General features: G+C 53.2%; 2 protein-coding genes. Both read right to left on the minus strand.

What is annotated here, in order from left to right:
- Positions 1–433: 433 nt before the first annotated feature.
- Positions 434–16,000 carry a membrane-targeted effector domain-containing toxin gene (locus ACUHMQ_RS18010; RefSeq protein WP_445296845.1) on the minus strand — a complete coding sequence of 5,189 codons (15,567 nt, stop codon included), beginning with the start codon at positions 15,998–16,000 and terminating at the stop codon, positions 434–436.
- Between the two features lie 252 nt (positions 16,001–16,252).
- Positions 16,253–16,575 (minus strand): TolC family protein (locus ACUHMQ_RS18015; RefSeq protein ID WP_445296846.1); only part of this gene is annotated, 323 nt, incomplete at its 5' end.

The raw sequence follows: 16,575 nt of genomic DNA on the forward strand, positions 1-16,575 counted from the left end.
TGGCACGCGCCACCTTGAATCTGCACTGGAAGATTGCGGGGTACAACTTGCAACGCTTGTGCTATCTGAAGGTCGCTGGCGTGGTGGCCTTCTGATGCCAGGAATCTGTCTGGATTGGCTGGAAATGGCCAATTCGGGAGAGAAAGCGATGCAAGACGAGTGATAAGTTCCGGAACGAGCTGTCTGGAAGCAACGCAAGGTCGACTTACGCCGCTGTAATGTCAAAAAGTCGGGTTATTCGAGGTGCCCTTAGTTTCTCGTTGGTTGGGGCGCTGTTGCTTCGCATGCTCTATACGCAGTATTTCAACAACATCGGCATCAGTGAATCGTAGATCGTGGTGGGTGACACTACTGTTGCGTCTACTTCTAGAAAAACAGCCCAGTCAGTGACAAGCTGACCGGGCTGTTTCCCGCTTACGTTCTGCGCTAAACCTTACACTGGCTGAGTCAGCAGCGGCGGTCGCGCATGATTTTGCGACGGCACGCGTAGCGCCCCTTCACCGTGGCCGGCTGGGTGAAAGCTGCACAGCGCCTGTCTGAGCTGCTCTACTTCTTGCTGACCTGATGATCCTTCAGCTACTGCCGGTCGAGGCAAATCACGGCTAACGATGCTTGACAGACAGCTCACCTCACCATCTATCTGCAGTTGTGCATTCGCCAATACATCGCCCCATTCGGCAGAGAGCAGACTCGACCACCGGACTCTGATCTGCCCACCCTGAGACAACACCAAGTCGTCGCCTATCCGGCTCCAACTCAGGTCATGCTGCTCACCTTTCAAGCTTACAGTTAAACGTTGCGTGGCTGCTGGCGTGATATTGACCGCTCTTGTCCACGCTGCGTCCAGTACCAGCTCCTGCATTGCGCCAGGCAAGGTCAACGTTACCGCGGACTGATCTGTATCAGGGAACATCGCCAAATCAGCGCCTTTCAACTCGACGCGAGTATTACTACCGCTCACCTGATAGCGCCAGCTGCCATCGGTTTCTTTAACGCATACATGATCGATACCATCGCGTTGCCATGTCATGCGCTGCAGCTCGAGCAGTTCGCCCTGCACTTTATATTTCACGGCTTGGTCATGCTCATTGAACAAGCTAAGTACCGCACCATCAGCCAAATTTATGCCGAAGCCGACGCTGTTCAGCGAGTCCTGGACATTGCTGCGACTACTCAGCCACATGTGTCGGGTATAGCTATCGACCCAGAGCTCGCGCACCGTGACCACGGCACCTTCGACTTCGTCTGCAATAAAATGGAAACCTGAGTCATTGTCGTCCCAATTGGGATAATAAGAACCACGATAACTCAGGCCCCCAGCCGTATTGCGAACCACCTCACCCTTCATCGTGGCGAAGAGGTCATCTGCTGTCACATTGCGGGATACGCCGTTATCCCACCTCAACACAGCTGCGTAGGACAAACCGTCACTATCTTCGGTTGCTCCTTCCAGCAACGCGACACCACGTGTCAAATCCAGCTCACCCTTCCAGCGACCGCGAATCTGCACCCTGCCCGCAGGTGGCTGCTCATGCCCCGCCAATCCAGCAAAATACGCCTGAATCTGTGTCAACGCTGATGCCACGCTCTCCTGGCTGGCGACATCCAAAGCAACTGTAGTCGGAGGATGTTGTTCACCTGGCTGGACGTAATGGGTCAAAGTGACACCATCTGTGATCTGACGATTCGGTTCACACAGCGCCAATGCCTGCAGCGCATTACCCCACTGCAGCTTGGCATGCTGCAGTTCGAGACGATGTTCTGCTGCTAATAGGCTCAACCAGCGAACCTTCACCTGCCCAGCCTGTATCAGCAATAGGTCGTCGCCATGGCGATCCCAACTTACCGGGCCTTCTCCACCTAAGTACTGCACAGTTAACTGCTGTCCGGGTACGATTTTGATTTCCACAGGCGCTTGCCAATCGACGGGAACCACTAACTCACGCGTCTGCGCTTGCAGTTTCAAGTTCACCCACGACTCGCCAAGTACCGCTGGCATAGCCCTGGTTCCCAAGGTAATACGCTCTGCCGCTGTTACTGGGTATTGCCAAAGCAAACGTTGATCGGCTACTTGCCAGATCGAGACCTCACCGGCATCGTCCTTCCACTCTACCAGCGTCCCTTCATTCAGGCTGAGCTTCTTACGATGCTGGTCGAGCCATGCTTGCAAGCTGCCGCGGCTGCGCAGTGCAGCCAATTGATGATCGGACGCTTCGATTGCCAAGGCATCCAGCAACACCCGCCCATCACGAATGGTTTGGGCGCTAAAGTCAACGCGCAAGCCATCCTGCTCGTAATTGCCAACAAAACCTAAGCCCTTTACATCACGCACTACCTGCGCAGCACCGACAAACGACACCTGACTACGTCTATGAATATCAGGGTGCCAATCTTGCAAGGTGCTCACGCCATCCTGTACCTTGGCCAGCAAGCCTTTGCCACTTTCAAGGTCAAACTCGCCCTGCCACTCGCCAGCAATCTGTAACTGACTCGTTTTCAACCGAGCTCGTGCTGCTGGGGTTGCAAAATAACGTTGCAACTCATCCAGTGCACTATTGATATCGGTCTGCGTCAGCCATACGGTAGCCTGCGGAGGTTCACCGCTGCGACCGAGCAACACACCGTCGGCAATCTGAATACTGGGCGGGAAGTCGGTCAATGCCAGCAATGCATCACCTAATTGCAGGCGGGCGTGTTGTAACGCGGCACGTTGATCGTCCGCGAACAGGTCTAACCAGCGGACTTTTTCCTGATTACCCATCCATAACACCAAATCTTCGCCGTCGCGGTCCCAATGCACATCGTCCCATTTACCTTGCCACTGTATGGTCAAACGCTGTGTCGCTACCGGCGAGATGTAAATCGGGGCATGGTCCGGCCAATCAGCAGCGATCACCAGCTGCCGGGTTGCCGCGGTGTTGTACAGTTCAATCGGCCGAGGACCCTCACCGCTAGGTAGGGGCACCTCACTGGCGCGCAAAGTGACGCGCTCCTGATCGCCACCATCCACCGCCTGAACTGCTGGCAACAGCGGTGGAGTAGACGTCGAAGGGGCAATATCTCCCGGTACCGCACTGACAAACTGCGCCAAGCTCACCTGTTGTCCGCCAAACTGTAACTGGGCATGTGCCCATTGTGACGACTGCGACGGACTGCGTACATTCAACCAGCGCACTTGTGATTGACCAGGACTCGACAGCACGATGTCATGGCCCTCTTGACGCCATTGCCAATCGGCTTGCGTACCTGTGCAATGCAGCTTTAGCCCGTTACCTGCTGGTTGCCAGATACTCAACGTGCCTACCGCAAGTTCGCTATCTAACACCACCTCTCGTGTAGCAGACGACAGCGTCAATAGGCTAGTACAAGCACCCTCGCCACGTAGGGGCAGCAGTTGCAGATCACGCGCATGTAGCGTCACCCGCGGTATCTCCCCGCCTTGCAGCAGATACTGCCAGCTACCATCGGGTTTCTTTTGATAGCGATGGATAACGTCTTCGCGCTGCCATTCTGCCGAATCGAGTTCGACACGCTCACCAACCCGCAAACGTAAGCGCTGACCTTGTGCATTGACACCCTCAATCATGCCACCTGCCACAAGGTTTCCCACGAAACCGGTTTTGAACCCGATATTTCGCAACCAACGCGTGACCACTTGCGCTTGATTCTCTTGCCGAAGTTCACGCAACAACGCATAAAACCCGGTATTACCCGCTTCCAACCTTAGCTCATGCAATTGCCAGCCTTGATCGTTCCAGCCGCTGGCAGTGAACTCACCCAACGGGTGTTTACCACGGAAAGCAATACCTTGTTTGGCGTGACCTACCAATGTCACAGCAGTCTCGCACATTACTTCCTGACCGTTGATCCAGACACGGTTGCTTGCCGTCTCGCTGATCAAGCTCTGCTCACGTAAGAAGTCAATTACCCCGACCGTCCCTTCACCTTGGACCATGACCGAGTCTACCAAACCCATTAGTTTTGATTCGGTAAGCCAAGCTTTTAGTGCTGAATTCAGTTGCGTTAGCCAGTCAGCATTAATGACCACACTATTGTCTAACACCACTATCAGAGCCTGCTCTTGATTCAGATGCAGCGTCACACCTGCAAGCAGCGGCCGTATCATCCCATCGGTTGGTGTTGTCGTGGAGGTGATGCTTTGCCAGTTAGCTTGTTGGGACTTGGCCAGCATCTGGGGTGCCAACAATTGTTGCAGATGCTTGGCGTCCGGTACGCCTACCGATAAATCGCTGATCAGGTGATCGCGTTGTTCCGCTCGTGCCAGTATGTCCTGTAGCAGGACTGGCATATTGTTGAGCTGCAGCTGTGTGTACGCCCTGGCAAACTGTCTTTCCGGCGCCAACACATCCAGCAGTTTCAATACGGTTTGGCCCCTGTTTATCAACAGCACATCGTTGCCATCGCGCTCCCAGGCAATGTAGTTCATATGGCCGTCCAGGATGATCTTCACGCCCGGTCTGTCGGCCAAGACGATGCTCGGTGCTGCTACTTGACGCCAGCGGTCGGTGATCGATACCGTTTGTGTCGCTGCCGTCAATCTCAACAATAAGGCTGGCGAATCATGATGGCGCAGAGGCAGGCTCTCCAAATCACTATCATTCAGTGTTAGCGTTTCAGCCAGACCTCCATTCACCAGATATGATGTCGGCTTGCCCACCTCATCGAGGTACTGATAACTGGCTCCGTCGCGTTGCCACGATGCAGACTTGAGTTCCATCCCCCCATTCACAAAGTGAAGTTGCAGTACTTGGCCTTGCTCATTCACCCCCTTAATGGTCGCTCCCTCACTGAATTCCCCATAGAAGGTCGGGAAGTCTTCTTGTACGTGTCTAGCCATCTGGCTGGAATCTGGGCGTGTCCCACGTCTACGCCAATCTCTCCCTCGCAATAACGAATTGAAAAAGCCATCATGCCTGCCCACGTCGAGTTCGCGGCATTGTAAACCAGGTATAGCACCCATTTCTCCTCGTTGGATATCAACCAATCGTGGAGTCTCGAAGACAAAGCGACCTTTATCCTGCCCCGTTGGTAGCGTGAAGCTGCCAGACAGTCGGAATTTGTCCTCCAGCTTCGTCACTTGCTCTATGGAACCCGGGATGGATACTCTGAAAGGAGCAGTGTTGTGATCCTTTAGCCAGACCACATCATGCTCTTCACTTCCCATGTGGGTCCGTGACTGGCTGTTAATCAAAAAGCCAATGTTGTCCTTCACATTCAAGCTGCCTGTCCATTTCCCACGGACGACGATCTCTGGGCTAGAGTGCTGCAGATGACGGCCTAGACCCGACTCCTTGAAGTAATCCAGCAGCTTGTTGTAATCATGAGGATTTAAGGGTGACGCCTTGTCGATATAGATCGCCGCCACCGTCTTAGTACCGTGCTGGAAATCGATCGTCAGTTGCAAACGGACACCGTCGGCAATCATATCCGTTAGCATCACACGCGGCGTATTGCTTCCGTTGAAACGCAAGATCTGCCCGCTAAAACTTATCTGCTCTCGCATAATGCGTAAGTCAGCAAACACGTTCCTACGCGGGGCGAAGTACTGCTGCTCCATACGCTTCTTGTATAACTGATACTCCTGAAGCTCAGAGGCGGATAACGTATTGCCATTTTGGGCAGCTTTATTGGCTAGCCTCATGAATTCTGAATGCGCTCCAGCTGCAGTCAGAGAGACGACGTACTGATGGCTGGCTTGCGAGATATCAAACACCCATAATTCTTCCTGACTTGCGCTGGCCTTAATCGTGATCGACGGCGTACTGGGCGACAGAACCAAGGAATACACCCCACCGTTGCCCTGCAAGGTATATTCCATATAGCCAACTTGTTTTCCCTGCAATGTCGGTACGATAAGCGTGCGCGCCTTATTGTCCAGGGTCACCAAGACATTGGTTCTATAGAACTCAGACTCAAGGCCAGTAAAACTATAGTCGGTACCGATGCCCCATTGATGGAACATATGGACAAATTTCTCGCCGTACTTCTCACGTAATTTCCCATACGCTCGGACGTACGAGCGCTTATCAGCTACTGCACCTACTGTTGGCACTAAATCGACGTCCGGACTATTGGGCAATAGCACCGCCGCATCAGTATCTATATCGATCGCGTAGTCATAATCTTTGTCGATACCATATGCTGCATACACATCCAGCATCGCCGCTTCGCGCGTGCGCATTTCGTTATAAAGTTCTGTCCTTCTCTCACCCCGCTCGAGAGCAATCTGCTCCTCCATGGTAAGGCTTGTTCCCTTACCCATTTCGTGCCAAGTGACATGGTCATGACCCGCTAGCGTAGACAAACCCCCTACGTATGTCGGTGTCACCCGCACTCGGCCATAACGCATTTGCCCGGTTTGGAAATTCAACTCACGCACCACCCCGGTACCAACCTGCCAGACGCCATCTTTCTTGAAGAAGCCGGGCTGGCTAACGTCATTCATTAATTTCTCAAACTCCCCCTTAACTTCCTCATACTTCGTGGCTTGTCCAGAAAAATACTGGACCGCATAGGTAATCGCCATTCCCACGGCTGCCACCGGCAAGGCAATCCAGCCAATCACCGGTGCAGCTGCCAGACCAAGCATGCCTGTTACGAGACCGGCGATTGCCAGCCCGGCACCGATCACGGACACACCGATATTTGCGGCCAGGACCTTGCGTCTTTCCGGGTCCGTTTCATTATGGAACTCAGCGGATAGCGCCCCAATATTGATGCCATCTAACACCAGCGATGCCACAGGGATAGCCTTGCCGAACATAAAGGAGCTCTTGGTAGCCGCTCCCCGGAATGAACGAATCGCATCCAGCAGCTGCTTGCCATCATCCACGAAGCTAATCGGACTTTGTACCAACTGGGTGATCACTTGTACCTGTGCGGCGATTTCTACCGGTGTTTCCGCCACACGATTAAGCACCCCAATACCCTGGTTCATCGGGTTGTGTTCACGTATCGTTTGTACCAACGAGAAGGTATTCATGGCCAAGCCAAATACACCGCCAACACCATCTCTGATGCTCTCTCTTCGCTGCAACCGGATCTGCTTTGCCTGGTTCTTTGTATGCGTCGCGAAATCGTTAAACAGCTGCTGATGTTTCTTAGATACATTCAGCCATTTGTCACTGCCATCCTGCGTGTTAACAAAGCGTTGCTTTACTTGGCCGTCAGCATCTGCCTCGACACCTCCCACAGCCATCCAGTCCTTCCCAAGCTGATTCTTTTGCATCAGCGCTTCAATCTGCGTGTACCACCGCTGACTTAGGCTCTCGCCATACATTTGTTCTATCGCTAGCTGTTCCAGCGCGTTACGACGTACCGATGCAGTTCTATCTTGCGGGTTCGGTGACACATCAGTATCAGGAGTAATTGGTTTTGCTGCATTAGATCCTGAGTTCTCATCGCTGCCACCATTCCCAGAATCCACTGTAGGTCGACGTGCTGGTGGGTTATCGTTCCCCAACACGTCCATTGAAGGTCGCCGCTCCAATACCACAGTACCGTCATCGCCATTAGGAACAAAACGCGGGAGGTTTTCATCCATTTGCCAAGTGACTTTTAGCTGCGCACCCATCTTGCTATAGGCGGCCTTCAATTCGTCAACATTGTGAATGAGGGTCCATTCCCCACGATCGCACAGCGCCAGCGGGAATGAGGGTTGCGCCACGGCACCAACCAGCGGTACACCAGGCTCGTGCGTCCCCATATGTGCCGGATAGCTGACCTGTGGCCCATGCTGGATGGTGTGGTGGGAGCCACGGCGTACTGGTCGATTGCCGTCACTGGCAGCCACAGCTGCATTCAACATATTGCGTATAGATACTTCGTCCAGGCTACCGCTGGGGACAGAATGGGCGCCACCGCTGCCACTAAAGCTGACCATGTCGTGCAGGTCATAATCTCCAGTGAACATTCTTTGCTGCCATTGCGCGCTGCTCCGAAGCGCATCGGTGCTGCTGCGGATAGTGCTATCGTCGGTCATGTCTACCGGGTAGTAGAAATGGCCGTCATCAATCTTCAGCACCTTCTCACCGAGCGATCGCTCAGCCGGGTTGGCAGAATCTCGTAACGCATAGAGTTCCTGAGTGACATAAATGCCAAGCAGCGCCTTGCTCTGTGGATCCCAATGCCCCACCAGTCCTGCCAAACCCAAGTCACCCAACAACCGTAGCTTCTGTTGTGCACTTTCTGCACCATAAGCTGCCGTTAATGAGCTTGATTTGACGGTCTTTTCCAGAATGTCATGGCCTTTGGCTGCTGCGCCATTGGCTAACTGATCCAGGGTCAAGGCACCGGCTTCGCGAGCGCTGACCGAGAAATTACCGACGCTGGCTGCTAGGCTTACCGCCAGAAAATGCTCTTTGGAGATGTAGTTGCGGGTAATGTTGGCGAACTTCCCGTCGGGGTCGATGTCGCGATAGACATAGTCGAACACCTCCTTTAGCTTCGGATTTCTTCTCGTTGCATAGCGCTCCAACTGCTCAGGAGAACGCTTCAACAACTCTTGGATAAAATCCGTGCGTCCTCTGGTTGGTTTTGAGGCGTCGGCTGACTCAGTGTCACTACCATGTCCAGAATCCACTGAAGATCGACGCACGATATCCGCTTCAGCATCTGAAGTCTGGCCAGCGGTGCCATATAGCGAATTCTCGATAAGGTCAGTGTCACTACCATGTCCAGAATCCACTGAAGATCGATGCACGATATCCGCTTCAGCATCTGAGGTCTGGCCAGCGGTGTCATATAGCGGATTCTCGATAAGGACAGTGTCAGGTATCGACTGGCCATCCTGTCCAACGACAGACCCCGCACCACGTTTCTCGTTGGGATTTTCAAGAACATGGTAGAACCGCTCGCCATTTTGCCCGGTGCTTGATCCCGAATCGGAATCATCAATGGTGTGGTACAACGGTTCGCCATGGAGCTTCACCTGCTCAAGCAGCGAAACCATGACACCAAGCCGCCCAGAGTCAGGGTGCTCCGAGATATAGTGTTCGAGCCGTTGACGCAGTTGCTCCAGTTTGGTGAAGAGCTCCTGTTTATCGTTTCTAGCAGACTTTGACGCCGCGTGATAATCGGCCAGTGCATCAAGCACCCGCTGATAACTTTCTCCGCGCGGCTTGCCCCTTACATAAGCTACCTTCGTCAGCTCATCTACCGACATTAGACGACGTGGCGGAAGAGCTGGCGCATCCGAAGTTTGGCCCTCGGTACCGAACACCAACCTATTGTCCGCCGCAGGAACATGATCCTCAGCAATAGTGTCATACGCTGGTTCGCCATTTCGGCCATCATCAATGGTGTGGTACACCGATTCGCCCTCTTGCCCTGCAGCAGACCCCGTACCACGTTTCTCGTTGGGATCTTCAAGAACGTGATAGAACGGCTCGCCCTCTTGCCCTGCAGCAGACCCCGCACCACGTTTCTCGTTAGGATCTTCAAGAACGTGATAGAACGGCTCGCCATTTTGCCCGGTGCCTGACCCCGAATCGGAATCATCAATGGTGTGGTACAACGGTTCGCCATGGCGCTTCACCTGCTCAAGCAGCGAAACCATGACACCAAGCCGCCCAGAGTCAGGGTGCTCCGAGATATAGTGTTCGAGCCGTTGACGCAGTTGCTCCAGTTTGGTGAAGAGCTCCTGTTTATCGTTTCTAGCAGACTTTGACGCCGCGTGATAATCGGCCAGTGCATCAAGCACCCGCTGATAACTTTCTCCGCGCGGCTTGCCCCTTACATAAGCTGCCTTCGTCAGCTCATCTACCGACATTAGACGACGAGGCGGAAGAGCTGGCGCATCCGAAGTTTGGCCCTCGGTACCGAACACCAACCTATTGTCCGCCGCAGGAACATGATCTTCAGCAATAGTGTCATACACTGGTTCGCCATTTTGGCCAGTACCAGACACCAGTCTCCCAGTCGACTCGCTCTGCGTGTCGGCCACCTCAGCATCGCTGCTGTTCCCAAAATCCACCGAAGGTTGACGTACAGGCTGGTTCTCACCGCCAAGGTGCGGACGCGAATCAAGATCCTGTGGTAATTGATGTTGACCCGAAACATAACGCCGATAATCACTCTCCGATGGCTCAATCAGCTTCTGTGTGAGCGCGTCCCACTTCCACTCGACCTTGTGGCTGAGATTGCGTTTGCCCGCTTCTTCCTTGTTAATCCAACCCAAAGAAGCGTCGTAAGTCCATTTCTTACCGTTAGCGTCAACAGATACCAAGTCTTTACGCGCACTGATCGACGCCCCATCAGACCAGCCACGCTGTTTAGCTTGCGCTTCCAACCACGTTGCCAATTGTCCTGGCAAGGATTCCCGTGGGTTGCCATTAACCAGTTCACAACCAACTAAGTCCAATCTCAGGCCTTTGACTGTATTGGCAGGTAGTTGATCCAAGATAGATTGCAAGGCTGGCTGCCATTGCGCGGCGGTTTTGCCGCCAAAATGGGTCACCCCGGCTGCGTCGGTTGATCCTTGTCCAACCAAGACAAGCCGAACCTGACCATCACTGTCGAGCGACAAGGGGGCGTCTTCTAATAGGCGTACTTGATTGGTGGTCGCATCCCATCCCAGCCGATTTTGGAGCTGGCCGTCCTTAAGCTGCGCCCAATCGCTGTGTTTGGGATGCTTGTTAAACAAGTCTTTGGCAGCATTAAAAACAGTCTCACTGCCATCAGCTTGAACAATCAATTGCTTTTCGTAATTAAAAGAGGTGTCTTCCGTGCCTACAGCCCGCGCCGTCAATTCTGCGGTATCAGCTACTCGCCACAAATCACCCTCGCTAATTGAGAACATTGCGCGTCTCTGCTCATTTAGCTCGCTGCCACCGACTTCGGGCTGGAGCCGTTGATGCAATGCCAGGGTTTCATCAAAAGCCTTATTCAAGGCTTGACGGACAGCGGATTGCTGATCCGATGTCTCGGCTATATTGATCAGGTCATTGTAATTAACGGTATAACTGTTCAAGACATTGGCGCGCAGATTTCCTCTTGCCCTTAGTGCCTCGTGCACTACCAAGCTTTCGTTGACCGAATGCCCGCCATCAAATACCAGGAAAGCTAAGGAGTTGAGGTAAGCCTGCTGCGGGGAGAAATTCGGCAACTCACTGTCAATATGCTGATATAAATGCACTAGGACATTGGTGGAACCTGACGCTCCGCCAACAACAGACTGTCCGTGTGCTAGTGCATTTCGTTCGAATACCGTTTCCTGGCCTGGCGTCGGCACTTTTGCCGCGGCCCAATCCTTGCTCAATGCGAAATCATTATCAGACTGCAATCCCCTTTGATGAGGTTGCAAGGGACCTGAGCCTTGAGTCGGCTGATCTTTGATTTCGACTTGATGCAAAGTGTCGATACCAGTGGCCAAATCAGTTGAAGTTGAGCGGGCTGCAATTATGTGTTCATGGTAAAAACTATCAGCCCGGCGCATCCAGGTAGCTTCTCTAAAGCCCATCTCTGCAGTGGTTGCCAGCTTCACAGCCAGGTACGGCACCTTGATCATGCCAAAGCCATCATCCACCTTGGTCATCATGACTTTGAAATGCGCATAGTCCGGACTATTCAGAAAAGCAGTCACCTCCGGTACCTGATTAAACCAAGGGCGAAAATCTTCGCGTATCACGCTGGCAAAGCCTTGCATGTTTTCGGCTATGCGTTGTGTACGCTGAACTGGGTCAGGGTAGGAGGTTTCTAAGCGCTGCTCATACTCCTGCACAAGGAATTGACCCATCTGCACCGAAGCTTCTTTAGCTCTAGCGGTAGGGTTCAACACCAAAGCTTGCGCGAATTCTGTATCGAAGTAGCGCCCAAACAAGTTGTCGATATATTGAGTCGTGGCTTTTTGCTTGTTGGCGTCCGCCAGTAAAGTCTCTGCCAACTGAACCAGCTCTGGCTGACCTTGCAGTTGCATTGCTGCGTCCCGATACAAAGCCTTGCTTTCTTCAGTATTGACCCTGCCATTCAACCACAGCCCCTGCGCACGCTCAGCCAATACCAGTGCTTCTGGCGTTGCTACACGCCGGAGCTCGCTCACAAACGTGATCAGGCTTTCCGTCTCAGTTCTAGGCGTATTCCGCACACCCGCCGCATTGCGTTGCGTTAGCGGCGTGGTTTGTTGCTCTACTAGACGCGTGATGTCCGCCGCCGGTAATTCTGTTTTCAGATTAACAATACGGCCTATACCATCAAACTCCACCCTGTCGGCAAAGGCTTCGGCAACGGTCGGTGGCATCGCTAGACCTAGCAGCCCCACCGATTTTGTGTACTGACGACGCTTAAGATAATCAACTGCTTGTATTATCTGATGGAACTCGCTTGGCCGTGTTCGTTGCCACTGCACTAAGGCCAGATCCAAATACCGAGTATCTGCACCTGGGGAGCCTAACGGGGCTATTAACCGGGCAGCTTCATCAATACGATTAAGCAACCGGATCTGAGCAGTGGAGGTAAGCGGACTGCCCTCTGACTCTGAACCCATCAGAATTTTGAGGCAAGTCTCTACCTCACCCGGCTTGACACTTGCCCAGCGCACCACTAAATGAGTCAGGCCGTCAACGTAACCCAGAGCCTCACCTCTAGCAATCTGGTAGATATGTGCCGCCAACTGTGGTCGGGTTTGGGCAATCTCCAGTAGCGAAGCACGTAATGGCTGCAGCTCCTCGCTAAACATCAGCCCACCAACTTTATTCATCAGAGAGCTAGAAGCGCTCCACTTTGCCTTAGCTTGCTCCACATCCATCATGGTATTTAGGCAAACCTCTGCAACCTCCGCATCCATGCTTACCCAACGTAACGCCAAGTCGGTCAGGCCGGCAGCGTGGCCCTGCGTCTCCAGTATTGCGATTTGGTACAAGCGCGCAGCCAAAGCGGGTTGAGTCTGTGCGATTTCCAATACCACAGCGCGTCTGGGCTTTAAGTCGCCGCTAAACAACAAATCCCCAATCTGGGTCTGTAAGTTAACTAGCTCCTGATTAAGGCCTAAACCGGGATGCTTGATAAGATAAGCGGCTACATCCCGGTACAGCATGAAGCTGGCCTGTAGACGAACGTTGCCGTTGGTTGCATGCACTTTTTCTAGCTGTGCCCGAATTGCTTGATAGGAGAAATCAGTCGGCCCAGATCTAAGCTCAGTGCTGGTAATCAGATCTTGTAACCGCTCATCAGGTATCACTACGACGCGCTTGGGCGGCAATAAAGGGTTGGACTCGTTGCCAAGCCCCGAAGCGGTAGGTCTATCACTATCTGCTGGTGTTTGACCACGTTTTGGCGGCAGTACAGGTGGTGGATCAGATTCAGTGTCAGATGCAAAAGCACCGCTATCTGCTGCCATTTGATCACTTTTTGGCGGCAGCGCTGGTGGTAGATTAGATTCAGTGCCAGAGGCAGAAGCGTCGTTTTTTGCTTCCGCATGGCTACGTTTTGGCGGCAGCGCTGGTGGGCTGTCATCCCCTAGGTGTGGACGAGAATCAAGGTCTTGTCGCGGTCGATCCAGCCCTTGAGCATCGACTTGTGGATTACTGCCCTGCACATCTTCCGTCGGGGAAAATACTTGCTTGACGTCAGCAGCCCGCGCTTCTAGCCCATGCCAGTTACCTTCCTCGTCTAATAAGTGGCGTACCTTATAGTTCTGTTCAGGGAATGTGAACCCAAGGCCGTGATAGCCGGTAACTTTGATTGCAGAATAGCCTGCTTTGACTAGTTCATTGCTCAAGGACTGAGCAAATGATTGCTTCAGCACCCCACTCTCGCTGGATCCCGGTATTGGCCCCAGTTCCGCTTGAGCAGCATGTTGCAGATCTGGAAGATCAAAAGATGTCGGCTTTTGGGTGTCAGCGCTGTAACAGGCCGTAACACGGACATCACTAAAATCTCGGTGTAGGCCACCGTCGATAAGCTGTTGTGCCACATCGGCTGCCGTGACCATCCCCTGCGTTACGTCCGTGTCTGCTGCCAGGAAGTCCATACCCGCCGTGCCATGGCCGATGATATAAATCTTGTCGTGTGCCGGCCTAAGTTTGCTCAGCTCTGCACCGCCAGCATTGCTGCGGATTTCCATCTGTTGCAGCACATCTAGCTGGTATATGAAGTCGGCAACTCGCCGATCATAATGATGTTGATCCATCCACTGGCGAATTTCCTCGGGAGAGAGCTTAGACTCTTGGCGCCATTCTTGTAATTCTCTATGCCATTCGGCTTCCTCAGCCCGATACTCCTGCTCTCTCTGCCGCTTCAGCTGCAACAGCTGAGCCTGAGCTTGATCATCTTGTGCGATCAGCGGCAGTAATGGTTTGCCATTTCGTTTGCGTATCAGGTTCCGGCCTAAGCTTTGGGTAATCATGTCTTCCGATGCAAAGGGGGAATAGAGCACCGCTTGCCGGGTGGTGGACTGCTGCGACGGTAACTCCGGCAGCATAGGCTGCCGTCGGGCATCCAAATCTGCTAAAGAGGGGAGCAAGCGTCTATCCACGTCTCCGCCATCCAGCGCCGAATGATGTGGCGTGTACTCATTACCAAGATCATCTGAGTACACCGAACCTACCAGATTAGGTGGTAGCGGCGGCAACGCGGGCTGCCGTGGGGTATCCAAGTCCGCCAAGGTGGGAAGCATTCGTCTAGGAGGTACATCTCCATCATCAGATTCAGAATCAGACAGCAATCCTTCTTCATCCGATACCAGATCATGCGAAATATATTCGTTGTCAGAATCGTCCGAAGACACTGAACCCGCCTGAAAAGGTGGTAGAGGCGGTGGCAATGTAGATTGCCGTGGGGCATCCAAATCCGCCAAAGTGGGAAGCATGCGTCTAGGAGGTGCATCTCCATCATTAGATTCAGACAGCGATCCTTCTTCATCCGATACCAGATCATGCGACATATATTCATTGTCAGAATCGTCCAAAGACACCGAACCTACCTGAAAAGGCGGTAGGGGTGCAGATGGACGCTCATCCCCCAGATGTGGACGAGAATCAAGGTCTTGTCGCGGTCGATCCAGCCCTTGAGCATCGACTTGTGGATTACTGCCCTGCACATCTTCCGTCGGGGAAAATACTTGCTTAACGTCGGAAGCCCTGACATCTGGTCCAGATTGGTTACCTTGTTGGTCTACCAAGCGGCGGACGTTATAGTCCTGTCCACCGAATCCCACTCCAGCGCCGTGATATCCGGTAACTTTAACTGCCGAATAGCCCACTCTGGATAATTCGCTGCTTAAGGACTGAGCAAATGACTGTCTCGGCACCTGCCCCCAACTGAATAAACCAAATAGGTTGCGAAAGCTCGGTGTTGGCGCCAATTCCGCTTGGGCAGCGCGTTGCAAATCAGGGGGAGAGAAAGATGTCGGGTGTCGGGTATCAGCGCTATAGCAGGACGTGGCACGGATATCTCTAAAGTCGCGGTGCAAGCCGCCAGTAGCAAGCTGTTGAGCTACATCGGCTGCGGTGACCCTACCTTGTGTTACTGCCCGATCGGCTGCCAGAATGTCCCTACCAGGCCCGCCATGGCCAATGATATAAATCCTGTCGTGTTCCGGCCTGAGTCGGCCCAGCTCCGCGCCGCCGGCATTGCTACGGATTTCCGTCTGTTGCAGCACATCTGCTTGGTGTGTGAAGGCAGCTGCTTGCAGAATTTTCTCGTCATAATCGGCTGGACCCATCATCTGGCGGATCTCATCCATGGAAAGATTAAACTGTTGGTGTAATTCCTGTATCTTTTTGTGAAGTGTTACCTCAAAGGCTCGGAGCTTCTGCTCTTCCTGCTGCTTTAGCTGCAACAGCTGAGCCAGGGCCTGATCGTCCTGTGCAATCATCGGCAACAACGGTTTGCCATTGCGTTCTCGTACCAAATTCATGCCCAGGCTTTGAATAATCATGTCTTTAGACACAAAGGGGGCGTAAATCACAGCTTGGTTCTGACTACTTTGAGTGGCACCATTCGTGGTACTTGCTTCACTGGTAGTTACAGGCATATTTGGCATATTCAGCTTTTCCTTTTATTGCCATTGGGAAGATTGTCCGAAGTCGCTATCCAGCTGAAATCACCCTGGCTGTCTTTCAGAACATATCTGGTGGAACTGGTCAACGACTGTGGGAAGGCGGTATGGTCTGGCTAAAGCCCGACCAAAATTGCGTAAAAATGAGAAGGGAAATTCAAAAGCAGTACAGTGGCAGATGGATAAATGCCAGCTGTCCTTGCTAGACAAAGACCAGCACTAACCTACGCCGTGTGCTCAACGCTGGATAACCCGGTTGATCCGAACCAGCTCCACCTCATCCAGCCTGCCCGCCAACTGCGCCAGCTGGACCTGCGCACTTAAATAACCGTGCTTGGCGCCCACCACACCTGACAACGCGTCGTAATAGGCCTGCTCTGCCTGCAGCAGATCCAGGTGGGTACGTAACCCCACCGTCGCACCCAACCGGGTGGAGTCGAGCTTGTTCTGGCTGGACTGCAAGAGCCGTTGCTGGGCGCGTAGCAAGGCAGCCCCGCTGCGCAGATTGCGCCAGGCCTTGTTGATCTCTTCGCTCAGCTGTCGTTTGGCGCCAAGTAAAC

The sequence above is a fragment of the Chitinimonas violaceus genome (assembly GCF_052601015.1).